Genomic DNA, 26,220 nt, shown 5'->3' with positions numbered 1-26,220 from the left:
GTAGATACGGCAGCAGCTACAAAATTAGCAACAGATGCAGCAAACTATAAAATTAAAAACAGATGCAGAAAACTATAAAATTGAAAACTTTTCAGCAAAGCCGCCTTCCGGTTTTTATTGTATTTTTAAAAAAGTTGTTGCCATAACGCGCGGCGACGGCGCCAAAAACATATCGTTAAAATAGATTGCAGCAAACCGTAAAATTAGAAGCTGATGCAGCAAACCGTAAAATTAGAAGCTGATGCAGCAAACCGTAAAATTAGAAGCTGATTGCAGCAAACTGTAAAAAATCGGAAATATTTAGAAAAAATTTCCGCAAACACAAATGCAAAAACATTTGAATTTGCGGGCGGTTTGCTTGTGATTTTTGAGCGGTTTTGTTCTTCGTTATTCTTCACCACAATATTTAAATAAAATCAATCTCTTTTTGGATTGCTTGATTCGGGATTTCCCGAAATGGTTTTTTTAAAAAATCAATTCTTTTGTTTATTGTTTTACTTATGCATCGTTGGTCTAGCGGCTATGACTGCGGCCTTCCAAGCCGCAAACTCGGGTTCGAATCCCGAACGATGCATGCAACTTTTTTTCAAAAAATATTATATGTTTTATGATATTTCCATTTTTTTTCAACGTATTTTAATTCAATATTTTTTGAGTTAAAAGATCTAATTGTTTTATAATCTATAACTGCCGATATCACTATATATTTTATCTATATTTTATATTTTATAATATTAAAAAATTTAAATATTATAAAAAAACAATCAATAAAATATATATGTAATTGTTATTTATTATATTTTGATGTTTCATATCAAAAGTTATCTGTTGGTGTATGATATGGACATCGGAGGCTAAATATGTCAGATGAAAATGCATTTAAAGATAAAAATATAAGATTAAACGATGTTGTAAAATGTTTTCAAGATCTACCTACAAATGGAGAATTATTTACTTTAAAGGTAGAAGAATTGCCAAAAATGCCTTTTGAGCCCTGCCACATTCAGGGATTTACAAAAATTAAAGATACTTTTATTTTATCACATAGTGGTCACCTCTCAAGAGGTCTATTTTATATTGGTAAAGAAGATCAGAAATTAGTTATGAGCAAAACACCATATGAAAATTTTAATCATCCGGGAGGAATGCAGTGTATTGGGGATTATTTCCTTTGTGGAATTGAAAAAGGTGGAGACCAAAGCGGCAAAGACTCTTATATTTCCTTATTTCTCTTTGATTCAATGACAAATAGTGCAAAACACATTAATAAATTTGATATTCATCGAGACAAAGGAAGTATGGGTGTTGGTATAACTAACTATATAGTAAAAAATGAAAATTATTATCTAATTGCAGTTTCTGTTAACAACTTTTCCATTGATTTTTATCGTGCTAAAAGTGAAATATTAGAATCTGCAAAATTTGAAAAAATATTTACTTCTTCTTATAAGCATTGGGGCGATGATGGTGCTTATCAGTCAATTGCATTGCTTACAGATAAAACTGAAAAAGTATACATGGTTGGATTTAGAGCTCAGCCAAGTAGTTTAACCTATGAAGATTGGTTGGATCTATATCATGTTGATATAGATAAAAAAGAGTTAAATTTAGTAAAACAAAAAATCGGTAATGAAGAAGGTCGAAAACATTTGTATACAAAGCACTCTCATAATCTTATGCCTTCAATAGGTGTACATTTCCGTTACGGTGCTGGTATACAAATTTTCTCTGAGGATAAAATAAAGATATATGCTACGGAGCGAAATATTCAGTCCGATAAAATGGAAGTAAATGTTTTCAAAAAAAAGTAAATCTCTAAAAAACAAAAGTAATCATAATTATGATTACTTTTTTATTTTTTACAAAATTGCCGCCGGACACAATTCCCAAATCGCGCAAACAGTACATTTCGGCCGCTGCGCGTTGCAAACGCGCCGTCCATGGAAAATAAGTGTCAGCGACAAATCATCATAATCTTCTTTTTTGGCCAACTTCATCAAATCTTTTTCGATTTTCTCGGGATCATCATTTTCCGTAAATCCCAGTTTGTTTGACAATCTTTTAACATGCGTATCCACGGCGATTCCGTCAATAATTCCATAGCCGCGCGCCAAAACGATGTTGGCGGTTTTTCGGCCGACCCCGGGAAGCTTCACCAATTCTTCCATCGTGTCCGGCACGTTTGAATTGTAATTTTTGATGATGATTTGAGCGCATTCGATGATGTGTTTGGTTTTCATCCGGTAAAATCCGGTGGAATAGATTTCCTTTTCAAACACGTCCGGGTCGGCGTTGGCATAATCTGAAATTTTTTGATATTTTGGAAAAAGAGTTTTGGTGACCGCATTGACTTGAACATCGGTACACTGCGCGGACATGATGGTGGCCGCCAAAAGCTCAAACGGAGTTTTAAAATCCAATTCAATTTCCGGCTTCGGATACAGTCCGCTTAAAATTTCCCAAATCGCGTTGAAATTTTTACGATTATCCAAAAGGCCCGACACCGGAAATACGGGAAGAGAAGACAACGGATAGGTTTTGCTTTTGGTTTTTAAATCCGAAACCGGCATAATCGATTGGTTTTTAGATGGTTTTGCTGCCGGTTTTGCTGCCGGTTTTGCTGCCGGTTTTGCTGCCGGTTTTGCTGCCGGTTTTGATTTTATTTTCGTTTCACTTTTCATTGTTGTTTTGGATGCGGGTTTTGCCGCCGTTTTTTTGATTGAATCCGTCATTTAATTCCACCCCTCACTCATAAAATTGACAAAAATCTGTAAAATGACATTGAAATGATTTGAATGAATTTAAATAATTCCTGTGTCTTTTAAAACCCAATGATTAAAATTGTATTTCTCGGAACCGGTGGAGGTTTTCCTTCCAAAGACCGGAACACTTCTTCCATTCTAATTCAACGGGAAGGAGAAATGATTCTTTTTGATTGCGGCGAGGGAACGCAGCAGCAAATGATGCGCGCAAAAACCGGCATGATGAAACTTCACTCCATTTTTCTGTCCCACTTTCACGGCGACCATATCTTGGGACTCCCGGGACTTCTTCAAACGCTTGCGTTTTTAGGACAAATGGAAGAAATCGCCGTTTACGGGCCGTTTGGGATTGATGAAATCATGGACGCGTTTTCAAAACTCGGCATGCACAAACTTAAATTCCCGCTCAAAGTCGTTGAACTTTCCCCGGGCGACATTGTTCGCTATGACGGGTACAGCGTCAAAGCGGTTCGGGCGGACCATGACCGGCCGGCGCTCGGTTTTGTTTTAGAAGAAGATGAGCGCCCGGGACGCTTCCTTCGGGACCGCGCCGTCGAACTCGGCGTCGCGCCGGGTCCGGCTTTTTCAAAACTGCATAGCGGGCAAAGCATTACCCTTCCCAACAAAACGGTGGTGTCGTCGGACATGGTCGTCGGTCCGAAACGTCCCGGCTTAAAAATCGCATACAGTGGAGATACCCGTGAAACCGACTTATTCTTTTATGAAGCACAAGATGCCGATGCCGTGATTCATGAAGCGACCTTTACGTCCGATATGAAAGAAAACGCAGACGAATGGGCACATTCAACCGCCAAAGGGGTCGCCAAACTGGCCAAAAAATACAATGTCCGGCAATTGATTCTGACCCATATCAGCCAGCGCTTTTCGGAAGATGTCGCCCCGGTTTTGGACGAAGCCAAAACCGAATTTGAAAACACAATGATCGCACAAGATCTCATGGAAATTGATCTTAAAAACCGGGATGAATAACAAGACGTTTAATAAAATCTTTTTAAAAAAATTAAAAATTATAAATTAAAATTTATTTATGAAAAATAGGTTTGGTGGACAATTTATGCAGGGAACGATCAGTGAGAAAATATTCAGCCGGACATCCGGAAAAAATGTTTCTGCCAACGATTTTGTGTCGGCAAATATTGATTATGCCATGGCGCACGATGGGACAAGCGTTCTTGCGCTTCATTCTTTTCGGGAAATGGGCATCTCAAAAGTGTGGGACCCGGAAAAAATTATTCTTCCGTTCGACCATTTGGTTCCGGCAGCCACGGAAGCCGCAGCCGCTCTTCAAAAAAATACGCGGGAATTTGTCCGTGAGCAAGGCATTTCTCATTTTTATGAAGGCGGAGAAGGAATTTGCCATCAAGTTCTACCGGAAAAAGGTTTTGCTCTTCCCGGAAAATTGATTATCGGCGCGGATTCTCACTCCTGCACCTACGGCGCATTTGGTGCCTTTGGAACCGGCGTCGGTGCTACTGACATGGCTGAAATTTTTGCCTCCGGAAAACTGTGGTTTAAGGTTCCCGAAACCATTAAAATGACGGTGGACGGGACTCTGAAAAAAGGTGTTTACGCTAAAGATTTGACACTTTATCTGGTTGGAAAAACCGGCATTTCCGGCGCGACCTACAAAGCGGTGGAATTTTATGGCTCTGCCATTGCGGATTTGTCGGTTGCCGGTCGGATGACGCTGTGCAATATGGCAATTGAGATGGGCGCTAAAAGCGGAATTGTCCCTCCGGATGACAAAACATTCGCCTTCTTAAAAGGACGCGCGGCAGCCGATTACACACCGGTTTATTCGGATCCGGACGCCGTGTTCTGCCGGGAAAAATATTATGATGCGGCCGACATCGAACCGCAGGTTGCCTGTCCGCATGAAGTCGATAACGTGGAACCGGTCTTAAAAGTCGCCGGAACGCCGATTGATCAGGCTTTTATTGGAACCTGTACCAACGGTCGGTTGGAGGATTTGGCGACCGCGGCGGAAATTTTAAAAGGAAAAACCGTCAAGGTCCGAACGATTGCGACACCCGCTTCAAGAAGCGTTTTGTTGGAAGCCGTCTCTTCCGGCATTTTTGAAACGCTCGTTAAAGCCGGTGTCAGTTTTATTACGCCCGGGTGCGGCCCCTGTTTGGGTGCGCATCAAGGAATTATTGCAGAGGGGGAGACATGTTTGTCGACCGCGAATCGCAATTTCAGGGGACGCATGGGAAAAGGCGGCAACGTTTTTCTCGGGTCCCCCGCAACGGTGGCCGCATCGGCGCTCACGGGCGAAATTACGGACCCACGCGAATTTTTATAATGTTGAATTATCTCTCAAAAATAATCAGGAAATTATCCCTCAAAAATAATCAGGAAATTATCCCTCAAAAGATTAATCAAGAAATCATCCATCCACAAATAATTAAAAATTCATAACAAAACATGAAAAAGGTGTCTATGATGTTCATTTCCGGTCAAATGCGTTTTCCAAATCTTGCCGAAAAATTGTATTCGAAAGACGTTTTTAATCCGGCGACTGGTGAACTTGTCGGCACTGTTTTTTTAGCAGATGAAAAAACTGTTTTTGATGCTATTTCTTCATCGGCTTTGGCTTTTGAATCTTGGTCTAAAAAAAGCGCTCAAGAGCGCGGACTTATTCTTCTTCAAATTTCGACGGCACTGAAATCTGAAAAACAAAAAGAAGAACTTGCCGTTCTTCTTACAAAAGAGCAAGGAAAGCCTCTTTTTGAATCCCGCCGTGAAATTGAAGGCGTTACGGAAGTTATAGATTATTTTGCCGGCCTTTATTCGTCCTTTCACTCTGATTTTTATGAAAACACAAACGGTTATGCTTTTACGATTAAACAACCGCTTGGGGTTTGTGCCGCGATTTTGCCGTGGAATCTTCCGGCACTTATTTTTTCCTGGAAAGTCATTCCAGCGCTTCTTTGCGGGAACGCGGTTGTCGTGAAGCCATCGACAACCTGTCCGCTGACGGTTTTAAAGCTTGCCGAAATATTTTATGAATTGGGGTTGCCATCCGGCGTTTTAAATGTGATTCCGGCAAATGGGGAATTAGCCGCCGGCGTTTTTGCAAAATCGCCTCAAATCTGTAAAATCTCATTTACCGGAAGCATTGATGCCGGAAAGTCTGTACGGCGGCAGATTGCGGATGGTTTGGGTGTTTCGAATAGTTTGGGTGATTCGGGTGGTTCGATCGGATCGGCGGGCAAAAGATTGACACTGGAACTGGGCGGCAGTGACGCGATGATTATTTGTGACGATGTTAACATTCAAACATGTGCGGCGGAAGCGGTTCGGGCACGGTTTTTTAATTGCGGGCAGGCATGTGTTTCGCCCAAACGCATTTTTGTTTTTGAATCCATTTTCGACGATTTTAAAGATCAGGTTCTTCGCGAGGTTTCCAAGATTAAAGTTGGAAACGGTCTTGACAAAAATACGACATTGGGACCCATTTGTGATAAAACGCAGTGGGAATCGATTCTTTCCATTTTGCGGTTCGTTCCTCAAGAATCTGTTTTGGCCGGCGGAAAAGTTCCGCAACTTACCGGTAATTTGAAAGGCGGTTTTTTCATTGAGCCGACGGTCGTTTCCGACATTTCCAACGATTCCGTCCTATTGACAGAGGAAATCTTTGGCCCGATTATGGTTTTGGTTCCGGTCAAAGATTTGGATGAGGCGGTTTTGCGGGCGAACGACACCAAATTCGGTCTTGGGGCTTCCGTTTGGACAAATGATTTAAAACGTGTTCAAAAAGCCGTCCAAGAGTTAAAAGCCGGGGTGGTGTGGGTGAATCAGCATTCCCGGGTTTTGCCGTCTTTGCCTTTTGGCGGTGTGAAAGAAAGCGGGCTTGGCCGGGAAAACGGATACCGTGTCTTGGAAGATTATTTAGAAACAAAAACCGTTGTGATTAAAAATACGATGCTTTGACTCTTTTTCACTCATTTTACTTATTTTCATTTTTACTTATTTTCTCATTTTATTCCATTCATTCAAATCATCCCGAAAATTCGAGATGCTTTGCATCTCGAATTTCTCGGAATGCAATATTGGAAAATGGATGTGAAAATCAGATTGCAGCAATGCTCAAAACTGTAAACAGATTGCAGCAATGCTCAAAACTGTAAACAGATTGCAGCAATGCTCAAAACTGTAAACAAATGCAGCAATGCTCAAAACTGTAAACAAATGCAGCAATGCTCAAAACTGTAAACAAATGCAGCAATGCTCAAAACTGTAAACAAATGCAGCAGTAGCAAAATTTGAAAAGAACCCGGAAATTTAATTTCTTTAAAAAAAATCCGACTTCCTGTTTTTATAATTTTTTTCTTAATGCAGACGCCATAACGCATACGTATGCCGCCGCCAAAATAAAACTCAAAAACAGGATCACTCAAAATAAAACAAAAAATGCAAAATAAAAGATTGAATGAGAAAACTCCCGTGTCATCTCATTCATTTTTCAATTAAAGCTCGGCTCCGACAATTGTTTGCGTTGCGGTGACATTCGGATTTTCCCGGATTTTGTCCACCACATCATTTAATTCCCGAAGGGTTTCCAATTCCATGATGACGACAAAGTCAAATTCCCCAAAAACATGGTAAACATCTTTGACGCCGGTTGAGGATTTTAAATCCTTGTAAGCTGTTTTTTCAGAACCGGGCAACACGTTTAACATGGTAACTCCAATGACCATTTTTGTTTCCTCCCATTTAATATTAATCGGTGAACCAAATTTAGTATTTTTGTATATAAATTTTTCATTATCAAAAAAATTTTAAAAACCGGAATTGAAAGTTTACTTTTTTTCCGCTCAAAAACATAAAAATAAACGGGTGGCTCAACTATATATACATAGTCGTTATCATTTGGTCTTTAATTCCTTTAATTAATTATTTTCATTATTCTGCAAATTTTATTTCATTAAATAAATAATAATGGCCACGTAGAATTATTAAAAAATTAAAAATTAAAAAATAAAATTTAAAATAAAAAATAAAATTTAAAATAAAATTTAAAATAAAAAAATATTAAAAATTGTTTTATTATCCAATTTTTCAATTACCCCCAATAATTCTCTCTCTTGATCTTTATGACATCTCATTCCCTCGCAACCGAATCTTCTTGTCCTGTTCCTCGTGTTTATTCGTCCAAAGAGAAAAAACTCATTTTGGCCGGTGCTTCTATTGCAGCTTTCATGACGCCTTTTGCCGGAGCGATGGTCAATTTATCTCTGCCGCAAATCGGAGAAACCTTTCAAGTAACGGCACACGCGCTCGGCTGGATGTCCACTGCTTATCTTTTGGCATCAGTTTTATTTTTGATTCCGGTGGCGCGGCTGGCAGACCTTTTCGGTCGGAAAAAAGTATTTTTACTCGGCACGGTCATCGTTGTCATTACATCGTTTTTGGCACCGTTTTCACCAACTTATGACATTTTGGTTTTGCTGCGGTTCTTAGACGGTATCGGCATGTCTTGCATTTTTTCAACCGCTTCGGCCATCATCAGCTCCGTCTATCCGCCCAAAGAAAGAGGAACCGCGTTTGGAATTAACGTCGGGTTCATTTACATCGGATTTTCCTTAGGACCGGTTGTCGGCGGCATTATGACTGACAATTTTGGTTGGCAAAGTTTATTCTTTTTGCTGATCCCAATCTCTATTCTCGGCGGTCTTTTGATCAGCTACGGCTTAAAAGGCGATTTTGCCGAATCCAAAGGAGAACCGTTTGACTGGGCAGGAACCCTTTTCTATGCGATAACGGTTTTCTTTTTGATTATCGGGCTGACCAATCTTCCCAACAACTGGGCCATTGTGTGCTCGGTCATTGGTTTAATTTCTCTGCCGGCTTTCATTTTGTATGAGAAAAGGCAATCTTTCCCGGTGATGAAAGTCAAATTATTTTTTCAAAACAAAATGTTCGCCCGATCCAATTTCGCATCCTTTTTAAATTATGCGGCAACCTATTCCATTGTGTTTTTCATGAGTTTGTATTTGCAATCCGTCGACAATTTGACGGCGCAAACAGCCGGTCTCGTCTTGCTCGCGCAACCGGTCATCCAGGCGATTTTTTCTCCGCTGATTGGAAGAATGTCGGACAAAATCGAAAGCCGGTATTTATCCACATTCGGAATGATTATTTTGGCCGGCGGGCTCTTGCTTTTGACAACACTTTCAGGAAACACACCGATTCCGGTCGTGATTGCTTTTGAAATTGTTATCGGATTTGGTTTTGCATTCTTCGCGGCGCCCAACACGTCTTCTATTATGAATTCGGTCGGCAAAAAAGATTACAGCAGCGCAAGTTCCGTCCTCGCGGTCATGCGGCAGGCCGGAATGGCTCTTTCTATGGCGCTTGCGATGGGCAGCATTTCTTTCTTTGTTGGAAGTACAGACATGCTTGGTCCGGAAGTCATTCCAAGTTTCTTAAACGCGATGCACGCCGTTTTTATTCTCAGTGCCGTTCTCTGTCTCATCGGCGCCGCTTTCTCCTATGCCCGCGGAACGGCAAGCAAAAATTGCGATGTGTAAAAAATTTAATTCTTTCGGCAAATCATTCGTTTTGACAAAACGGCCGTTTGCCGGACAAAAAAATCTTAATATCAATAAACCGTTGTTGTCAACCATGCTCAGACATATTGTGATGTGGACTCTTTGTGAGGAAGCGATGGGAAACTCGGCCGGCAAAAATGCCTGCCTGATTAAAGAAAAGCTGGAAGGACTCTACGGAAAAATTCCCGAAATTTTAAGCATCCGGGTGGAATAGAATGCGTTGCCGGCGGAAAAAAATGCCGACGTCATTTTGATTTGTGATTTTCAATCCGAAGAAAAAATGCGTATTTATCAAAAAAATCCGCTTCATGTCGAAGTGGCCGAATTTGTCAAAAGTGTCAATTCGGGAAGGTGTTCAATTGATTATGAATTTGATTGATAAGTCATTTGATGATTTTGATTGATGATCATTTTTGGGTTTAATCGTTTATTTTTTATAATTTTTTGTAATTATAACCTTTTTGGAAAATTGGTGAATTTATGACAAACAGTTCCGGAAAAGATGTCAGTGGGGCAAAAAAACCTGCCGACAATTCTGAAAAAGAGGCGGTTTTGCCGCCAAAATCAAATTTCAGCGAATGGTTCAACACGATTATTGATATCGGAAAAATTATGGATGTCCGCTATCCGGTTAAAGGATTGTATGTTTGGTATCCGTTTGGGTTTGGGATTCGAAAACGTGTGTATTCGATTATTCGGGACGTTTTGGATAATTCCGGCCATGAGGAAACTCTATTTCCACTTTTGATTCCGGAAAATGAATTCATGAAAGAAGCGGAACATATCAAGGGTTTTGAAAATGAAGTTTATTGGGTGACACATGGCGGAAAAACGCCTCTGGATGTCAATTTGGCGCTTCGCCCGACCAGCGAAACCGCGATTTATCCGATGTACAAACTTTGGGTGCGCTCTCACGCGGATTTGCCGATTAAATTGTATCAAATCGTTAACACATTCCGGTATGAAACCAAACACACCCGCCCGCTTATCCGGTTACGTGAAATTACATCTTTTAAGGAAGCACATACTGTTCATGCCACATGGGACGATGCCAAAGCACAAGTCGATGAGGCTGTTTTATTGTACTTAGACATTTACCGTAAAATTTCTATTCCGGTTTTGGTTTCCAAGCGCCCGGACTGGGACAAATTCCCGGGCGGCGACTATACAATTGCGCTGGATGCGATTATGCCGGATGGAAAAACGCTTCAAATCGGAACGGTCCACCATTTGGGAACCAATTTTGCGAAAACGTATGACATTACGTATGAAAATGAAAATGGTGAACAGGTTTTGGCGAATCAGACTTGTTACGGCATTTCCGAGCGGTCGATTGCTGCGCTTATTTCGCTTCACGGCGACGACAAGGGACTTGTTTTGCCGCCGGTTGCGGCGCCGATTCAGGTGGTTGTGATTCCGGTTCTCTTCAAAGAAGGAACGGAAAAAATCATGGCGGCGTGCGACAAGGTGGTGGATTCTTTGAAAAAGGAAGGAATCCGCGTGGAAACAGATGCCAGCGACTTGCGCCCGGGCGCTAAATATTACAAATGGGAATTAAAAGGGGTCTGTCTTCGGATTGAAATCGGTCCGAAAGACCTTGAAAAGAATTCCGCCGTTTTGGTTCGTCGTGACACCGGCAAAAAAGAATTTGTGCCATTGGACAATATTGCCGACGAAGTGAAGTCCAGATTATCCGCCATGGGTGATGATTTGTATGACGCTGCAAAGGTGCGGCAAAATGCTTTGATTTTCCCGTGCAAGAGTTTGCCGGAGGTTAAAGAGGCTATCCAAAAAGGCGTTGCGACGATTTCTTGGTGTGAAAGCACGGAATGCGGCAAAAGAATGGAAGACGAAATTGGTGCAGGTATTTTAGGAATTCCAATTCACCAAAGCGGTGACTCCGGAACTTGTCCGGCATGCGGGAAAATCACGCCCAAGATTGTTTACGTTGCTAAAACTTATTAAATCATTAAATGTATAATTTATTTGAACATATTTTATATAAAAAATTGTATGAAATTTGTATTAAATCTAAAATTATTAAATCACTTCATGGTATCAAATTACTTAAGATATTTAATTTATTCATTAAATTAAAAATCATATCAAGAAATGAATGTAATGTTTATATGCAATAAAAGCATTTAAGCATCCCACATTCGTTTTCATGAATGTTTGAATTTTCAAGAAATTTCAAGAAATTTCAAGAATTTTGTTGATTTTTCATTGAATTTCTTTTATTTTTATTTTATTTGCTATTTTATTTTTCAATAAAAGAAGTGAGGGATTATTTTGTTCCCAAATAAGAAAGTCCAAAAAATTATCGGGTCACGTGTTCTTGTAGAGATGAAAGGCGATTCTAATCTTTTAGAAGGAACTTTAAGCACGGTGGATGACTATATGAATTTGCATTTGATTGATACGGTTGAGATTGTCAACGGTCAAAAGGAAAGATCTCTCGGGTCTGTTGTTTTGAGAGGAAACAATATCATTTTGATCACACCGCTTGAGTAAGCCGGAATAAATCAAGATCAAGCATCAATTCTGTCTGTTATTACAATCTGTTTACTCTGTCCTTTGAATCCCCAGGTTTAGGAATCGTGTACCATGGCAAAAGCGGCGAATACGAAAATTAAAGAAACGAAATCTACGGCTGTTCAAAAACCGAAAGGTGTGTCTTCTCCAAAGAAAGCAACGGCAACAAAACCGGCAGCGGTGGCAAAAAGTTCAAATTCCGCAAAAACCGTAAAATCTTCAAAAAACATAGCTCAAGATATTCAAGCGGCGGCTTCTCAAAGAACAAAGGCGAATGTTGCTCAAAAAAAGGTGACGGCATCTTTGGCCGCAAAGACCGCGGCAACAAAGGATACAAAAACGACAGTATCCAAAGTAACAAAAGAGGCAGCCGTAAAGGCATCAAAGCCGACGGCAGCAAAATCTGTAAAAACAGAATCGGTGGCAAAAGAAACAAAAACTGCAACAACGAGGGAATCAAAAACAGTGGCAGCAAAAACAACAAAGCCGGTGGCAGCAAAAGAAACAAAAGCCACAGCGGCAAAAGAAACAAAAGCCACAGCGGCAAAAGAAACAAAAGTCGCGGCGGCAAAAGAAACAAAAGTCGCGGCGGCAAAAGAAACAAAAGTCGCGGCGGCAAAAGAATCCAAGGCAAAAGCTAAGAATTCAAAAACTGTTGAACCGGAAATAATGGATTTGGATGAAGATGCCGACGACTCAACTGAAGACATTGAGCAGGCGGTTTATGATGTTATTTTGAACAAAAAAGGCGGCATTTATCAAAATGAAATCTGGAAAGAATTGGATATCGATAGCCGCAAATGTTCCCGTATCATCAAGAAGTTGTTAGACTCGGAATTAGTCATGCGAGAAAAAGCAACGGTTGGCGGAACTCAAACATATTTGCTTAAAGCCAAAGAGGAAATCAATGAGAAAAACTTTGAAGTTTTGATGGTGGGTGACATTTTTTCCCCCTGTACCGGCTGCAGCGGTGAATGCCGTCCGGAATACTGTCCAGCGTTGACGTTTTGGATTATCAATTTACATGATAAACCGGAAGAGCTGAAAAACAGTTTCGGCTATAGCGAAACGCATTATGAGGAAACTGTACCGGTCGTATCCCAAATGCCTGAACCATCCGAATTCTCGAATGAATTCGGCGAAGGATTTGCCGACGATGGTTTTGAAGACGAGGAATATTGATTTTTATTTTTAATTCATTCTTTCGTTTTCATTTTTCTTTTGTTTTTTCTTTTTTTAATTTCATCTTGTTTTTATTTTGAGTCTTTTATTCGGTATTTTTCGAAAAAACAACATCGCTCCATCTTACCAAAATATATATATAGAAGATGTGCCTTTTTATGCTCACAACGCTGACCTGTAAATAGGAATGCGTCAACATGTTTATTTTAAAAACGATATCGTGGGTATCGTCCAATTCTAATATTCATTTATTCATTTGCTCTGGTAGTGTAGCTCGGCCAATCATTCCGGCCTTTCGAGCCGACGACTCGGGTTCGAATCCCGACCAGAGCATTTTTTATATCAGGCGAAACTGTTTTCATTTTTTTTAATTTTATTTATAAAGGCTTGTTTTCGATTTCTTTTTCCCAATTTCTTCCTTTTCTTTTTTATCAAGCACCAAATTTATATACCTTTGATTGGTTTAGGACTTTGATGTATTAATTTATACATTTATGTATTGCAAAAAACATTAAACAAATCTCAAAAGGAGTTTTAAAATTATGGATTATTATAAAGTTCAGTTGGATGAGAACGATATGCCGAAGAAGTGGTACAACATCGTTCCGGATTTGAAAACACCACTCGAACCGCCGGTCAACCCGGCCACCGGTAAAGTTGCGACGGCTGCGGAATTGGAACCGATTTTTGCGAAAGAATTAATCCGCCAGGAAATGAGCATGGAACAATACATTGACATTCCGGCGGAAGTGTTGGATTTGTACAAATTATTCCGTCCAAATCCTCTCCGCCGCGCGGTGAATTTGGAAAAATATCTCAAAACCCCGGCCAAAATCTATTACAAATACGAAGGAGAAAGCCCGACCGGAAGCCACAAAACCAACTCCTCCATCCCGCAAGTGTATTACAATATGAAACAAGGCAGCCAAAGGCTGACGACTGAAACCGGTGCCGGTCAATGGGGAAGCGCGCTCGCGTTTGCTTGCAACCATTTCGGCCTGGAATGCATGATCTACATGGTCCGTTCCAGTTTCGCGCAAAAACCGCACCGAAAAACACTCATGAATCTCTGGAATGGAAAAGTCGCGGCGTCCCCAAGCAATCTCACCGAATATGGACGCCGGGTTTTAAAGGAAACCCCTGATACCCCGGGAACGCTTGGAATCGCGATTTCGGAAGCGGTGGAAGATGCACTTTCCACGCCCAATACCCGCTACACCCTCGGCAGCGTTTTAAATCACGTCATGCTTCACCAAACCATTATCGGTCTTGAGACACAGAAGCAATTTGAAATGATTGAAGACTATCCGGACTATGTGATTGCGTGTTGCGGCGGCGGCAGCAACTTCGGCGGTCTTGCGTTTCCGTTTGTCAAAGACAAAATGAACAAGAATTTGGACACGCAAATCATTGCGGTTGAGCCGGAATCCTGCCCGTCTCTGACCCAAGGCGAATACCGTTATGATTTCGGCGACACCGGTCAATTGACGCCCAAATTGAAAATGTATACGCTCGGATGCGAATTCGTTCCGCCCAGCATGCATGCGGGAGGTCTTCGGTACCACGGCTGTTCTCCCATCATCAGCAATTTGTATGCCGACAAAATCATCACCGCCGAAGCCCTTGGCCAAAAAGATGTGTTCAATGCCGGCGTTCTCTTCTCTCAAACGGAAGGAATTACGGCGGCGCCCGAGTCGACGCACGCGATTTGCAGCGCGATTAACAAAGCCATCGAATGCAAGAAAACCGGCGAAGAGAAAACCATTGTTTTCAATCTCAGCGGACATGGACTTTTGGACATGACTTACTATCAGGAGTTTTTGGAAGGAAAGATTGTGTAAAAAAAATTCGCTCCCTTTCGGTCGCGAATTTTTCAAAGGGCGGGGGGACAACTCCCGCCACAAGTTCGCTTTCGCGAATATTCTCCCTTTCGGTCGCGAATTTTTCAAAGGGCGGGGGGACAACTCCCGCCACAAGTTCGCTTTCGCGAATATGCTCCCTTTCGGTCGCGAATTTTTCAAAGGGCGGGGGGACAACTTACAGCCAAAGTTCGCTTTCGCGAATATGCTCCCTTTCGGTCGCGAATTTTTCAAAGGGCGGGGGGACAACTTACAGCCAAAGTTCGCTTCGCGAACAGCTCCCTTCGGTCGCGAATTTTTCATAAACCATATACAACTCAAACAAAAACATTAACATAAAAATGGTTTAATATGCCATTTTTATTTTCATTTTTTTATTTTTGGCTTTTATTTAACTTTGTTATGAATATGTTACATCATGAATTTTAAGATTAAAACTTTTCTTGTTTTTATGCTTATAGCCCTCGTTTTTTTAGGGTCTATTGTAATCATTTTAGAAAATAAATCGGAAGAAAAAAGTCTCAGAAATCCAAATCATTTGAATTTGACGGATGAGGAAATGAAGGAGATTTATAATAATACACGCTCTTTAGATCCTGGTTTGTTTGATGAAAAAACAACTCAAGAGACAACAATTGCTTTTTATGGGTCGGTTCCATCGGTTGGCGGAAAAGAAGCTTATGAATGGCGAATAAAACTTGAACGAATCGTTGATTCAGTTCAAAAAGATAAGGATTTTCAAAAATATTTAGAGAAAAATGGTGGTACCGTTCAATATTGCGGCAGTACGGCATCCGGATACATTTGTATTTCCATTAATCCTCAAAGGGTAAATGAACTTTCTCAAGAAGATTTAGAAAATATCCAATGTCTTGTAAACAAATATGCATTCAAAGAAGGGATTTACAATGTGCCAATTGTTATCGAAGAGTTTAATGGTGTGCCTCTTCTAATCGGATATACAAGTATTTTTGATGGCTTGACAACAGCTTTTAATAATATTGTTAAATAATTTTAAAAAATTCTAATAATATTCAAACAAATAATAAGCTCATTTTGAAATTTAAAATAAAACCAATCGATTGCCGGTTTTTTAAAACTACATTCAAAACCGGTGACGTTTCCTTTTTTTTGGCGGCGGACGTTTTTTTAAAAAAATATGGATTTATTTTCTTTTCTATTATTTTTATTCAGAATTGTTTTATATAATTCAAAAGAAATCTCTTCTTGAAAAAAGATTTTATCATAAATAAGAAACAAGGAGGACGAATATGAAAAAATTCATCCACTCATGCTTATTTATACTAACCGCTTTATTTTGTTTTTCTTTCTTAACAGGACTTACTCTGGCGGATTCCAGTGAAGAAAATATAACTTCTTCCACATCGGAAGACCCCAATTTACTGAGAATCACAGGAAAAGAGCCGACAGAAGAGGAAGCTGCACAGTATTGGCCGATTCTGGATAGCATGGTAACTGAAATTCATGATGAGAAACTTCTCATGCCTCGTTCTAAATGTGTGAATGGAATTGGAGCATCAACAAGTGGATATTTTATGATTGCTATTCGCATGGACTGCAATATTTCCGAAGAAGAATTAGATCGGATGGTAACGATTATTACAAATATTGGAAAAGAACATGGTATTGAGAATGTGCCGATTATCATTCGACGCATAGAAGATGGTGCCAACGGATCCCTCAATTTATCCGACAATCAGCCGGCGGAAAAAGACGGAAGCCCTATTCCAAGTTTTACGCTTTTCATGGGTTTTTCAGTATTTGCTGCTTTGATTTTTATTTTCCATAAAAGGAAATGAATCAAAGCATTTTTTTATTTTTTAGTTTGTGCCGATTGATGTTATTTTTTAGTTTGCATTTAATTGCGACCGAAGGGAGCTGTTCGCAAAGCGAACTTTGGCGGCAGCTGTTCCCCCGCCCTTTAAAAAATTCGCGACCAAAGGGAGCGAATTTTTCAATAAGGTTTTTAACCCTTCTTTTCTTTTCATGTATCCGATGTTGTGGATTTTATTTGCCGAAAAAGGTCCGAAATGGACCGTCATGATCATTTTGGACAAGAACAAGGAGCCGCTTTGGACCGGAGAGCTGGAGCTCAAAGAAAATACGGCCGGCTTTCGCCCGCACAAAATCCGAATTCTCAAACGGGAAGGAAAAGAATTGTCCGATGAGGAATATTTCCAATCCAAAGACTTCATCAACCTGCTTAAAAAAGCCAACCGGATTATGGTGGCATCCGGCGGCTCGCCTGACCGGGAAAAGGAACTCAGCAGCTTGCTTTGCGCTTACCAGCTCAAATATGAAAACGTGAACATCTGCCGGTTCTGCCGAATGGCCCAACGCTTCAATTTTATCAACAAATCCTCCGTTCGCTATCACAAAGAAAAAATATGCCCCGACTGCGCCAAAGATGAGTTGCGCAAAGTCTTGAAAAATTCCCGGCAAAACATGGGCGACACCACCGTTGATTTCTTTTATGAAACACTTCTGCGGACCAAAGATTTCGAAAAAACGGTGGCGATGCTTTCAGCCGGACGGCTGGACCCGGAAGTCACAAAATACGATACCGTTAAATCAGTAACGGCCGAAAAACTCACCGGCATCAAAAAACTGCCGATTCACAAGCGGCTGAAGAATTTGTTGCTGTCCAAATCCGAAACGCTTCTTCCCGTTCAATCGCTTGCGGTCGACGCAGGTCTTCTCTTGGGAAAAAATTTGCTTGTCGTGTCGGCGACCGCAACCGGAAAAACATTGGTCGGCGAAATTGCCGGCATTGAAAACATTCTCAACGGCAAAGGAAAAATGCTTTATCTGGTGCCGCTTGTCGCGCTTGCGAATCAAAAATATGATCAATTCCAAAAACGCTATTCTGAAATTGATTTATCGGTTTCGATCAAAATCGGCGCCGAACTCATCAAAACCAAATCAACATCCGCCATGAGAAAAACACTTGATTCCGACATCATTGTCGGAACCTATGAAGGCATCGACCATATTTTACGGCTCGGAAATGCCGACAGCCTCGGAAAAGTCGGCACCGTTGTCATTGACGAAGTTCATATGCTCACCGATCCCGAGCGCGGCCACCGTCTGGATGGATTGATTGCACGCCTGCGGTATACTTTTCCGGAAACGCAATTCATTTATCTCTCCGCAACCGTCGCGAATCCCGATTATTTCGCAAAAAAACTGGATTCGAATTTGGTGGTTTATGAACACCGCCCGGTTCCGATTGAGCGGCATTTGATTTTTGCGCAGGAGCATGAGAAAAACCGGCTGATGGCGCAATTGATTCAAGACGAATACGCGATGAAATCCTCCAAAGGACACCGTGGGCAGACGATTATTTTTACAAATTCCCGGGTCAACTGCCATACAATTGCGGGCGCGCTCCAATCGCAAGGCATTCCGGCCGCATTTTACCACGCCGGCCTCAATCTCAACGAACGCAAAGTCGTTGAAAACAAATTCGGCCGGGGTGAAATTCCGGTGGTCGTGACCACAGCGGCTTTGGCGGCCGGCGTTGATTTTCCGGCATCGCAAGTCATTTTTGAATCGATGGCCATGGGCATTGAATGGCTGTCTGTTTCCGATTTTCTTCAAATGAGCGGGCGGGCCGGGCGTCCCGATTACCATGACCGGGGAATTGTTGTTCTCATGCCGGTTCCCGGAAAATCCTATTTGTCCGGCACAAAAGAGACAGAAGAAGAAATTGCGATCGCGCTTCTCAAAGGCGGTCTTTTGGAAGAAAAATTCGATTACGATGAAGAAGAGCAATTGGAAGAACTATTGGCATCGGTTTCCGTCACCAGTTCCCGCTTAGATTTGTCTAAAATTCACCGGTCGATGTTTGGAAGTTTTTCCGAAAACATGATGCTTATTAAGCTTCAAAAATTCAAATTCATTGAGCTTTTGGGCAAGGAAATTCGGCAAACCCGTCTCGGGCAAATCGCGTCCGCTTATTTTTTGTCGGTATCCAAAACCTACATGATTGTGGATTCGATTGCCGCAAACATTTCCGTTCTTCACATTATTACGAATTTGGATTTTTTCACCGCGGCGACATTTAAGTATGCCGAGCAAATTTCCAAAGATTTGCGTATGAATCTGCCGTCACGTGTTTTTCAAGGCGCGTTTATGGACATTATTTTTGACGGCTCTAATTTAAAAGATGTCAGTCCCAAGTATCAAAAGCTGCTTCTCAATTTTGCCGCCGACATGTTTGTGTGTTCTTGCGCGGAGTCTCCATATTGCGGCTGTGCCGAGCGGAAATTCTCCGAAAAAATTATTCTTCTTCGAACCAAGGGATTAGAGCCGATTGAAATCATTCGAAAGCTGGAAGACGATTATGGAATTTCCGCGTATGCCGGCGATGTTTTTTCCTATTTGGAAGACGCCGTCCGAAATTTGGAAGCGATTGAGCTGATTGCGAAAACCGTAAAGAAAAATGAGATTGCGGCGGCGGCAAAAGAAATGAGGCTGAAAATTCAGGGATGAACTCAAAAATACGGCATTCGTTTTGTTCACTCTTTTAAAAAACCAGCGAATTGGATTTATGAGCAGTTTTTAAAAAATGATGCACATCGCGCGTGCCGGCGCCGCCTAAGAGAATCATAACAGCAAAAGTGGCGTCAGTCACAAAAAATAAGGCTTAAAATTCAAAGACAAAATCAAAAAAAATAGGCAATCCTTTTTGCTGAATGTTTTTTAAAAAATGATGCACATCGCACGCGCGTGTCCGCACCGTCCCATGGAATATTTCAGCAAGAGCGGCTATTTACCGCTCAAGTTCGCGTAAGCGAACTCTTTTAGCGGCAAATCCACCCTTTGAAAAATTCGCGACCAACGGGAGCGCTTATTTGCGCAGCAAATCTTTGGCGGGAAGTTGTCCCCCCGCCCTTTGAAAAATTCGCGACCAACGGGAGCGAATTTTTACATGAACATATTGCTTGGGACTGCGTTTTTATTATTTTGCTCGTCCCGCTTCACTTTTTTAATGGCTTCCAGGAAATCCGGCATGGTCACGACATTTCCGCGCCGGCGCAAGACAAAAATACCGGCTTCCCGAGAAACGGCATTGAGGTCCGCGCCTGAAAACCCGGCTGTTTGTTTTGCGAGTTTTTCCAAGTCGACATCCGTGCCGAGATTCATTTTTCGGGTATGGATTTGAAGAATTTCTCCCCGGGCTTTTTCATCCGGCATCGGCACCTCAATCGCACGGTCAAACCGTCCCGGACGCAGAAGAGCGGGGTCAAGAAGATCTTTTCGGTTGGTTGCAGCCATAATTTTGACATCGCCGCGACCATCAAATCCGTCCATTTCGGCCAGCAATTGAAGCATGGTCCGGTTGACTTCGGCCGAACCGCTGGTTCCATCAAAAGTCCGAGTTCCGCCGACAGCATCGATTTCATCAATGAAAAGAATAGCCGGTGCTTTTGAGCGAGCCATCGCAAAAATATCTTTGACAAGACGTGCGCCTTCGCCGACGAATTTTTGAACGAGATCGGAGCCCGACATCCGGATAAAAGTGGCGTTGGCTTGGGTGGCAACGGCTTTTGCAATTAATGTTTTTCCGGTTCCGGGACTTCCGTAAAGAAGGACGCCGGAAGGCGGTTCAATTCCGATTTTCTCGAAAAGTTCAGGATGGGTAAGCGGAAGCTCAACCGTTTCAATGACTTCTAAAATCACATCTGAAAGACCGCCAACCATGTCGTAGCTGACGTTGGGGGACTGGATGAGTTCCATGACTTGCGCACGAACGTCGGTGGATTGACTGATGGTTTCCATAATCACATAGGCGGCCCCATTAACCGCAACCCGCATTCCGGGCTCTATTTCGTCTTGGAAATCCGGAGAAGTATGGGTAAGAATTTCTTGGTTGTTGCCATGAAGCTTAATTAAAACGTGTTCACCAAAGACTTCCATCACGGTCGCAATGAAAAATGGGGTTTTGGTAAGCTCTTCCACTTGGTTTTTCAGGCGCCGGATTTCCCAGCGGTGGTCCTCAACGATTTGAGTCATTTTAAGGACATTTGCTTTGAGTTCCCCGTTCTCAATTCGGGCGGCGGACAAGTCTTCCGTCATTGTTTTTATTTTATGCAAAAGCTCTTCATTTTCCAAAATGAGCGCTTGCTCCTTGTTGGAGTGTTCCAAAGGAATGGGATTCATAAGGTCGTTTTCTGACATGCTTACGTCAAAGGCTTGGATATTAATAATCTTTTTCTAAAATAGAATTAAAAATAGAATTAAAAATGGAATAAAAAGCCGATAATTAATTTAGTCCATATCACCAAAGCCTAAGAATCAGGAATATTTATATAAAGAAAGCAGGGTGATGATTTACATCATGAAATTTTCAGACGGTTTTTTCAAGCGGGCCGGTATTATTTTTGTTGTGCTTCTCTTGATTTTGGTTTTTTGTTTTATTTTAACCATGCGCCTCAGCGAAGATGTTGCGGACTCAGGCTCTCCGATTCAAATCGGAAAGATTACATTTGGAGCGACGCCGGATTTTGTGACCAACGTTCTCATTTTTGTTTTGGTGATCATTATCCTGTATGTGTTTTTCTGGCGCAGGTATTAATTTCATTTCTTTCACAATGAGGAAGGACCATGGAAATTCAATTTTTGTTTTGGCCAAGCATTCTTTTGTCGGTTTTTGGTTCCATTTTCCTGACCGCCATTTTTTATCTTTTGTCCCGACGGGACAGAAAAAACAATCCTTACGGACCAAATTTTAATGATTTAAACCCGGACGGACCGGATTTTTCCGATTCTCAAATCAAAAGCTCAAATTCGGATTTGGATGAAACTCCAATTAAAACAGGCGGCATGATTATGCTGGGACCGTTTCCGATTCTTTTTGGAAACGGCGGGGTTCGTTTGGATAAAAAGAACTTCAAATATGCGCTTTTGTTCTTTTTGATGACGGTTTTAGTTTATCTAATATTGATTTTCGTAGTTTTGAAATAATTAGAATTTTTGCGTTTTGCGGCGGCCGGTACGCGCGTTATGGCAACAAATTTCGTAAAAAAGAAATAGAATTCAACAGCAGTTTTTTTGTTGTCACAAAAACCGCCTCCCACTTTATGATCTAAAAAAAAGAAAAATTAGTCCAAATTCTCATCGATCCAATTCCAAAAACCGGCATTTGAATCATCGATTTGAACTTTCATTAAAACCGGCGTCTCATACGGATGTTTTTTTAAAACAAAGGATTGGACAGCCGTCCATTTGTCTTCCCGGGTTTTAAAAATGCAGCCGAATTCTTTTTCATCATAATTCTTACCGCCGTAGACATAAACTGCCGTATGTTTTCGGATGTTCGCGCAAACAATTTCCCGTCTTTTGATCAACTTTTTTGTAATTTTTTTGGCGGATTTCTTGGTCGGAAAAGTCGTATAAATGAAAATGTAAGACATGCCGGATTTTTCATTTTGATCCATCAAAACTTCACCCTTTTCTTTTTTATTCTTCATCTAAAAATGATGCACTTCACGTGCGCCGATGCTTTGCGACAGCGATCATTTAGCAAACCCGCGGAATCGGGTCTCCGGTTGGAACATCTACATATCGGGTGCTTCCAAGGGCTGATTCCAAAATAACTTTTCCGGGCTTTTCAGTGTTTACTTCCCCAATAATGGCGGCATTTTTGCCATACGGATGCTGCCGGATGATTTTTAAAATTTCGTCGGCGAAATCCGGATGAACGCCCATGACAACCTTTCCTTCGTTTGCGATTTCCAAGGGGTCGAGGCCAAGCATTTCGCAGGAGGTGACAACAGCTTCCCGAATCGGAATTTTTTCTTCATAAATTCGAATCCCGACTTTGCTTTTTTGTGCCATTTCATTGAGGGAATCCGCAATTCCGCCACGTGTCGGATCTTTCATGGCGGAAACCGCCTTTTTGTTGTCTTTGGTTCGAACCGACAAAGCCGGTTCAATCATTTTCCAAACCGGGGCGACGTCGGATTCCAAATCAGAATTGAATTCAAACCCTTCCCGTTTAGTCAAAAGCGCAACCCCGTGGTCGGCAATGTAGCCGGTGACAATGATTTTATCACCCGGCGACAGCCCGCTGTCCCGAACCGGAGAATCGCAGATGCCGATTCCGGCAATGTTAATCATGATGGAGTCCAAAGCGCTTCCTTCTACGGTTTTTGTGTCTCCCGTAATAATTGGAACGCCGACTTCTTCCAAAACCACATTCATGGAGCGGACAATTTTTTCAAGGTCAATGATGTCAAATCCTTCCGGGATAATCATGCCGCAGCTGAGCGCCAGCGGACGCGCGCCCATGACGGACAAATCATTGATGGCACCGCAAACGGAAACGCGCCCAATGTCGCCGCCCGGGAAAAAAATCGGCTTGACGACGTGGCTGTCGGTGGTCATGATGAGTTCCGTCTTTTCGGCAGAAAAGCCATCCATACCCTTTAAAAGTGTAATGCTGGCGCCATCATCCAAAGCGTCCAAACCCACTGTTCCGGCACTGGTTTTTGTTAAGTTTTTCAAAATCGTATTTCCAATCAGCGACTGCATTTGTTCGCCGCCGGCGCCGTGTTCCATTGAAATCTTATTTGCTTTTGCCAAATTCCATCATCCGCCATTATTGTTTCTTTTTGCTTAAAATTCCTTTTTCAATAACGGATATCCAGGAATCAACGGTGGCTTTGTCTTTTTTAGATGTCAACAGAACTGGAAGTTTTGGGTTAAGGAAGGCAATGTCTCGAACCATCGTTGCCGGATCAACGCCGACCGCATCCGCAATATCGATCTTGTTAATGACGGCCAAGTCAGACGTTTTAAAAATGACCGGATGTTTTAAAATGATGTCGTCGCCTTCACTCACGCTGACGATGACAATTTTCATGTCTTCTCCCAAATCAAAGTCGGTCGGGCAAATTAAATTGCCGACATTTTCAATGAACAAAATGTCATACTCTTTTAAATTGATGCCTTTTAAAGAATGGTTGACCAAATGGGCGTCCAAATGACATTCCTTTCCGGTGTTGGCCGGAATGGTGGTGACACCGTGCCGGATAAAACGGGACGCGTCCATGTCCGCAATCACATCGCCGGCAATGACGGCGATTTTGTATTTGTCTTTTAAGGCTTTAATCGCTTCTTCAATCATCGTTGTTTTTCCGGAACCGATCGCGCCCATGATGTTGACGGAAAAAACACCGGCGTCGGAAAGCGCTTTTTTATTTTTACCCGCTAAATCTTTATTTTCTTTAAAAACATCGTGTTTCATACTGATAATATGAGAAACATTTAAGAATTGCATCCGCATTTTATTTCACCGTATTTGATTTTATGATTTTATGATTTTATGATTTTAATTATTAGATAATAATTTGAATAGATATAATTGAGTTATTTTTGAAAAATAATATTAAATGTGTTTTGAAAATGATGTTTTGATAAATTTATTTTAAAATAGTTCTTAAAACATATTCTTTTATTGAAACTTTAATTTTAATAGATCATTCAAAATTTAGTGGTACATTTTTTAGGTTTTAAGATCTTTAAAAAATATATGTCTTTTAAAATCTATATTATGAAACAAAATCAAATCACATTTTAAAAATAATTTGTTATTTCATTTCAAAGTTTGGCTTTAAAATGATTTCAAACAATTAAGTCTCACTTTTTTGGCAAATTTTATTTGACAAATTAAAGTTTTGTAAGAAATATTAGAGATATTAATAGAGATTAATAGAGATTATTGTTAATCAATATCTATGGACTCAATCATCAAATCCCTGCCGCCGACCGCTTCTGCATCTTTGCCGCAAACCGGACATTTCAGAGAAATCAAATATTCCAAAATATCCACATCGGATTTGCTTATTCTTTCCGATTCTTCCGCTTTTCCAAAAAACCCGCAAACACATTTGATTTCAGGTGGCACGGCCTCAAAAACATAAACCGCATCTTTTGCAATGGTATCTTCCGCAATAGATTGGAGGCAAAATTCCAATTGAATCGGGTTGATATGCGCTAATTTCCCGACTTTTATGCTGATTTTGTTCACGATGGCCGCATCATTTTCCTGCGCAACGAAGAGAACATTTTCCATTAGGTCCATCGCCAATGAGTATTCATGCATTGATTTTTCAATCTCCGGTCTTTTCATTATTTTGCATTATTTGCCAACGGGTTTTGAAACTGTATTGTTAATCCCGGTTGTATTTGTACCAGCTGTGGCACATGCCTTCGTCGCTGACCATACACGGACCAACCGGCGTTGAAGGCGTACATGCTTTTTTAAACATCGGACATTTTTCAGGCGTTGCTTTTCCGGTCAAAATCGTTGCACAAATGCAGTTTTTCTTTTTCTTTTTCCGGACTTCTTCCAAACGCGTCAATTCGTCTTTATATAAGTCATAAAATAAAATAGCGGCGTTGTGATCCTTATATTTTTCTTTTAAAACAAATCCGGAATTCGGAATTGTTCCAAGGCCGCGCCAATCGGAATCGGAAACGTCAAACACGTCATCCATCATCTTCAGCGCGATTTTGTTGCCTTCCGCCTTGACCGCTCTTGGGTATGCGTTTTCAATTTTCGCCGCGCCTTCTTTGAGCTGCTTTTGAAGCATCGCCACCGCAAGCAAAATGTCATAAGATTCAAAGCCGGCAACAACAACCGGATATCCCATTTTTTCAAAACTGGAAAAGGGGGCCGTTCCCGTAATGACGGCAACATGTCCGGGTGCGATAAAGGCGTCGACGTTGATGTCCTGAATCAGAAGGTCAATGGCCGGCGGAGTTAATTTAAGAGACGTAAAAATATAAAAATTGGATGGGAGGCCGCGCAAAATGGCGGCGGCGGTTGTTGGAATGGTGGTTTCAAATCCGATGGCTAAAAACACAATTTTCTTTTCCGGATTTTCATTTGCGATTTTTACGGCGTCGTCGATGGAATATACCATCCGCACATCGGCGCCTTCGGCACGGGCGTCAAACAAACTTTCTTCGGTTCCGGGCACGCGGAGCATGTCTCCAAAAGTAACGACGGTAAGTCCTTTTTTTGCCAGGATAATCGCGGTGTCGATGTCGTTGTCCGGCGTCACGCAAACCGGGCATCCGGGACCGCTTAAAACTTCAATTTCAGGCGGCAAAAGGCTTCGGATTCCGAATTTGGAAATCGTCCGCTCGTGGGTTCCGCAAATATGCATAATTCGGGCGGCTTTCGGCTCTTTTGAAATCGTCTCAATCAATTTTTTTTGAATTTCAACCGGATTTTCCAAAATGGGATCTGTTTTTGAAATAGTGTCCACCTCT

General features: G+C 41.4%; 25 protein-coding genes and 2 tRNA genes. 18 read left to right on the top strand and 9 right to left on the bottom strand.

Annotated features, from left to right (window positions below; all coding sequences use genetic code 11):
- Positions 1-502 precede the first annotated feature (502 nt).
- Positions 503-574 (top strand) — tRNA-Gly (locus tag MsAm2_RS04440).
- Positions 575-860: 286 nt separating this feature from the next.
- Positions 861-1,811: a hypothetical protein gene (locus MsAm2_RS04435; protein ID WP_338097062.1), complete on the top strand. Its 951-nt coding sequence runs from the start codon at positions 861-863 to the stop codon at positions 1,809-1,811.
- 48 nt (positions 1,812-1,859) lie between these two features.
- Here the strand turns inward: MsAm2_RS04435 and nth are convergent, their stop codons facing one another.
- Positions 1,860-2,732: an endonuclease III gene (gene nth, locus MsAm2_RS04430; RefSeq protein WP_338097061.1), complete on the bottom strand. Its 873-nt coding sequence runs from the start codon at positions 2,730-2,732 to the stop codon at positions 1,860-1,862.
- Between the two features lie 99 nt (positions 2,733-2,831).
- Between nth and rnz the strand changes: the two genes are divergently transcribed.
- From rnz to MsAm2_RS04415, 3 genes are all read left to right on the top strand, one after another.
- The gene (rnz, locus tag MsAm2_RS04425; protein WP_338097060.1) at positions 2,832-3,752 is read left to right on the top strand and encodes a ribonuclease Z; all 921 of its coding nucleotides are present in this window, start codon (positions 2,832-2,834) and stop codon (positions 3,750-3,752) included.
- A gap of 58 nt (positions 3,753-3,810) precedes the next feature.
- Complete coding sequence (locus MsAm2_RS04420) at positions 3,811-5,085, top strand: 3-isopropylmalate dehydratase large subunit (RefSeq protein WP_338097059.1); 1,275 nt, start codon at positions 3,811-3,813, stop codon at positions 5,083-5,085.
- Positions 5,086-5,222: 137 nt separating this feature from the next.
- Entirely contained in the window at positions 5,223-6,716 is a 1,494-nt protein-coding gene (locus MsAm2_RS04415) for an aldehyde dehydrogenase family protein (RefSeq protein WP_338097058.1), read from the top strand.
- Between the two features lie 536 nt (positions 6,717-7,252).
- Here the strand turns inward: MsAm2_RS04415 and MsAm2_RS04410 are convergent.
- Positions 7,253-7,483, bottom strand: a complete 231-nt coding sequence (locus tag MsAm2_RS04410; protein WP_338097057.1) for an Lrp/AsnC ligand binding domain-containing protein — start codon at positions 7,481-7,483, stop codon at positions 7,253-7,255.
- 396 nt (positions 7,484-7,879) lie between these two features.
- Between MsAm2_RS04410 and MsAm2_RS04405 the strand changes: the two genes are divergently transcribed.
- The 10 genes from MsAm2_RS04405 (at position 7,880) to MsAm2_RS04360 (ending at position 16,733) form a co-directional block, all read left to right on the top strand.
- The gene (locus tag MsAm2_RS04405) at positions 7,880-9,316 is read left to right on the top strand and encodes an MFS transporter (protein ID WP_338097056.1); all 1,437 of its coding nucleotides are present in this window, start codon (positions 7,880-7,882) and stop codon (positions 9,314-9,316) included.
- A gap of 94 nt (positions 9,317-9,410) precedes the next feature.
- Positions 9,411-9,551 (top strand): Dabb family protein, encoded by a 141-nt coding sequence (locus tag MsAm2_RS04400; RefSeq protein ID WP_338097055.1) that lies wholly within the window; start codon positions 9,411-9,413, stop codon positions 9,549-9,551.
- 6 nt (positions 9,552-9,557) lie between these two features.
- A complete protein-coding gene (locus MsAm2_RS04395) occupies positions 9,558-9,716 on the top strand; it encodes a Dabb family protein (RefSeq protein WP_338097054.1) in 159 nt (52 codons plus the stop codon).
- Between the two features lie 101 nt (positions 9,717-9,817).
- A complete protein-coding gene (gene proS, locus MsAm2_RS04390; RefSeq protein WP_338097053.1) occupies positions 9,818-11,302 on the top strand; it encodes a proline--tRNA ligase in 1,485 nt (494 codons plus the stop codon).
- 327 nt (positions 11,303-11,629) lie between these two features.
- Complete coding sequence (locus MsAm2_RS04385) at positions 11,630-11,851, top strand: LSM domain-containing protein (protein ID WP_338097052.1); 222 nt, start codon at positions 11,630-11,632, stop codon at positions 11,849-11,851.
- 93 nt (positions 11,852-11,944) lie between these two features.
- A complete protein-coding gene (locus MsAm2_RS04380; protein ID WP_338097051.1) occupies positions 11,945-13,054 on the top strand; it encodes a hypothetical protein in 1,110 nt (369 codons plus the stop codon).
- Positions 13,055-13,312: 258 nt separating this feature from the next.
- Positions 13,313-13,387: transfer RNA gene (locus MsAm2_RS04375), tRNA-Glu, on the top strand.
- 209 nt (positions 13,388-13,596) lie between these two features.
- A complete protein-coding gene (locus MsAm2_RS04370; protein ID WP_338097050.1) occupies positions 13,597-14,895 on the top strand; it encodes a TrpB-like pyridoxal phosphate-dependent enzyme in 1,299 nt (432 codons plus the stop codon).
- A 436-nt stretch (positions 14,896-15,331) separates the two neighbouring features.
- A complete protein-coding gene (locus MsAm2_RS04365) occupies positions 15,332-15,925 on the top strand; it encodes a hypothetical protein (protein WP_338097049.1) in 594 nt (197 codons plus the stop codon).
- Between the two features lie 259 nt (positions 15,926-16,184).
- Positions 16,185-16,733 (top strand): ParB N-terminal domain-containing protein, encoded by a 549-nt coding sequence (locus MsAm2_RS04360; protein ID WP_338097048.1) that lies wholly within the window; start codon positions 16,185-16,187, stop codon positions 16,731-16,733.
- A 48-nt stretch (positions 16,734-16,781) separates the two neighbouring features.
- Here the strand turns inward: MsAm2_RS04360 and MsAm2_RS04355 are convergent, their stop codons facing one another.
- The gene (locus tag MsAm2_RS04355; protein WP_338097047.1) at positions 16,782-16,991 is read right to left on the bottom strand and encodes a hypothetical protein; all 210 of its coding nucleotides are present in this window, start codon (positions 16,989-16,991) and stop codon (positions 16,782-16,784) included.
- Here MsAm2_RS04355 and MsAm2_RS04350 point away from each other — a divergent pair.
- A complete protein-coding gene (locus MsAm2_RS04350) occupies positions 16,975-19,428 on the top strand; it encodes a DUF5814 domain-containing protein (RefSeq protein WP_338097046.1) in 2,454 nt (817 codons plus the stop codon). The genes MsAm2_RS04355 and MsAm2_RS04350 overlap by 17 nt on opposite strands.
- Before the next feature lie 435 nt (positions 19,429-19,863).
- Here the strand turns inward: MsAm2_RS04350 and MsAm2_RS04345 are convergent, their stop codons facing one another.
- Positions 19,864-21,099, bottom strand: a complete 1,236-nt coding sequence (locus MsAm2_RS04345) for a proteasome-activating nucleotidase (protein WP_338097045.1) — start codon at positions 21,097-21,099, stop codon at positions 19,864-19,866.
- A 178-nt stretch (positions 21,100-21,277) separates the two neighbouring features.
- Between MsAm2_RS04345 and MsAm2_RS04340 the strand changes: the two genes are divergently transcribed.
- Both MsAm2_RS04340 and MsAm2_RS04335 read left to right on the top strand, forming a co-directional pair.
- A complete protein-coding gene (locus tag MsAm2_RS04340; protein WP_338097044.1) occupies positions 21,278-21,514 on the top strand; it encodes a hypothetical protein in 237 nt (78 codons plus the stop codon).
- Positions 21,515-21,543: 29 nt separating this feature from the next.
- Positions 21,544-21,903: a TIGR00304 family membrane protein gene (locus tag MsAm2_RS04335; protein WP_338097043.1), complete on the top strand. Its 360-nt coding sequence runs from the start codon at positions 21,544-21,546 to the stop codon at positions 21,901-21,903.
- Positions 21,904-22,040: 137 nt separating this feature from the next.
- Here MsAm2_RS04335 and cutA read toward each other — a convergent pair whose 3' ends face one another.
- The 5 genes from cutA to hypD all read right to left on the bottom strand — a co-directional run bounded on the left by cutA (position 22,041) and on the right by hypD (position 26,216).
- Entirely contained in the window at positions 22,041-22,409 is a 369-nt protein-coding gene (gene cutA / locus MsAm2_RS04330; RefSeq protein WP_338097042.1) for a divalent cation tolerance protein CutA, read from the bottom strand.
- A 49-nt stretch (positions 22,410-22,458) separates the two neighbouring features.
- Positions 22,459-23,523, bottom strand: a complete 1,065-nt coding sequence (hypE, locus tag MsAm2_RS04325) for a hydrogenase expression/formation protein HypE (RefSeq protein ID WP_338097041.1) — start codon at positions 23,521-23,523, stop codon at positions 22,459-22,461.
- Positions 23,524-23,539: 16 nt separating this feature from the next.
- Positions 23,540-24,226, bottom strand: coding sequence for a hydrogenase nickel incorporation protein HypB (gene hypB, locus MsAm2_RS04320; RefSeq protein ID WP_338097040.1), 687 nt, complete (start codon positions 24,224-24,226; stop codon positions 23,540-23,542).
- Between the two features lie 438 nt (positions 24,227-24,664).
- A complete protein-coding gene (locus MsAm2_RS04315; protein WP_338097039.1) occupies positions 24,665-25,072 on the bottom strand; it encodes a hydrogenase/urease maturation nickel metallochaperone HypA in 408 nt (135 codons plus the stop codon).
- 40 nt (positions 25,073-25,112) lie between these two features.
- Positions 25,113-26,216, bottom strand: coding sequence for a hydrogenase formation protein HypD (gene hypD / locus MsAm2_RS04310; RefSeq protein WP_338097038.1), 1,104 nt, complete (start codon positions 26,214-26,216; stop codon positions 25,113-25,115).
- Positions 26,217-26,220 lie beyond the last annotated feature (4 nt).

Origin of the sequence: Methanolapillus ohkumae (assembly GCF_032594355.1) — an archaeon.
GTDB classification, from domain to species: domain Archaea; phylum Halobacteriota; class Methanosarcinia; order Methanosarcinales; family Methanosarcinaceae; genus Methanolapillus; species Methanolapillus ohkumae.
The sequence above is the reverse complement of the archived record's forward strand: the minus strand, read 5'-3'. Positions and strand labels throughout refer to the sequence as shown.

Coding starts and splice junctions, on each gene's coding strand:
- MsAm2_RS04435 (WP_338097062.1), top strand. CDS start 861: ATGTCAGATGAAAATGCATTTAAAGATAAAAATATAAGATTAAACGAT.
- nth (WP_338097061.1), bottom strand. CDS start 2,732: ATGACGGATTCAATCAAAAAAACGGCGGCAAAACCCGCATCCAAAACA.
- rnz (WP_338097060.1), top strand. CDS start 2,832: ATGATTAAAATTGTATTTCTCGGAACCGGTGGAGGTTTTCCTTCCAAA.
- MsAm2_RS04420 (WP_338097059.1), top strand. CDS start 3,811: ATGAAAAATAGGTTTGGTGGACAATTTATGCAGGGAACGATCAGTGAG.
- MsAm2_RS04415 (WP_338097058.1), top strand. CDS start 5,223: ATGATGTTCATTTCCGGTCAAATGCGTTTTCCAAATCTTGCCGAAAAA.
- MsAm2_RS04410 (WP_338097057.1), bottom strand. CDS start 7,483: ATGGTCATTGGAGTTACCATGTTAAACGTGTTGCCCGGTTCTGAAAAA.
- MsAm2_RS04405 (WP_338097056.1), top strand. CDS start 7,880: ATGACATCTCATTCCCTCGCAACCGAATCTTCTTGTCCTGTTCCTCGT.
- MsAm2_RS04400 (WP_338097055.1), top strand. CDS start 9,411: ATGCTCAGACATATTGTGATGTGGACTCTTTGTGAGGAAGCGATGGGA.
- proS (WP_338097053.1), top strand. CDS start 9,818: ATGACAAACAGTTCCGGAAAAGATGTCAGTGGGGCAAAAAAACCTGCC.
- MsAm2_RS04380 (WP_338097051.1), top strand. CDS start 11,945: ATGGCAAAAGCGGCGAATACGAAAATTAAAGAAACGAAATCTACGGCT.
- MsAm2_RS04370 (WP_338097050.1), top strand. CDS start 13,597: ATGGATTATTATAAAGTTCAGTTGGATGAGAACGATATGCCGAAGAAG.
- MsAm2_RS04365 (WP_338097049.1), top strand. CDS start 15,332: ATGAATTTTAAGATTAAAACTTTTCTTGTTTTTATGCTTATAGCCCTC.
- MsAm2_RS04360 (WP_338097048.1), top strand. CDS start 16,185: ATGAAAAAATTCATCCACTCATGCTTATTTATACTAACCGCTTTATTT.
- MsAm2_RS04350 (WP_338097046.1), top strand. CDS start 16,975: ATGATCATTTTGGACAAGAACAAGGAGCCGCTTTGGACCGGAGAGCTG.
- MsAm2_RS04345 (WP_338097045.1), bottom strand. CDS start 21,099: ATGAATCCCATTCCTTTGGAACACTCCAACAAGGAGCAAGCGCTCATT.
- MsAm2_RS04340 (WP_338097044.1), top strand. CDS start 21,278: ATGAAATTTTCAGACGGTTTTTTCAAGCGGGCCGGTATTATTTTTGTT.
- MsAm2_RS04335 (WP_338097043.1), top strand. CDS start 21,544: ATGGAAATTCAATTTTTGTTTTGGCCAAGCATTCTTTTGTCGGTTTTT.
- cutA (WP_338097042.1), bottom strand. CDS start 22,409: ATGAAGAATAAAAAAGAAAAGGGTGAAGTTTTGATGGATCAAAATGAA.
- hypB (WP_338097040.1), bottom strand. CDS start 24,226: ATGCGGATGCAATTCTTAAATGTTTCTCATATTATCAGTATGAAACAC.
- MsAm2_RS04315 (WP_338097039.1), bottom strand. CDS start 25,072: ATGAAAAGACCGGAGATTGAAAAATCAATGCATGAATACTCATTGGCG.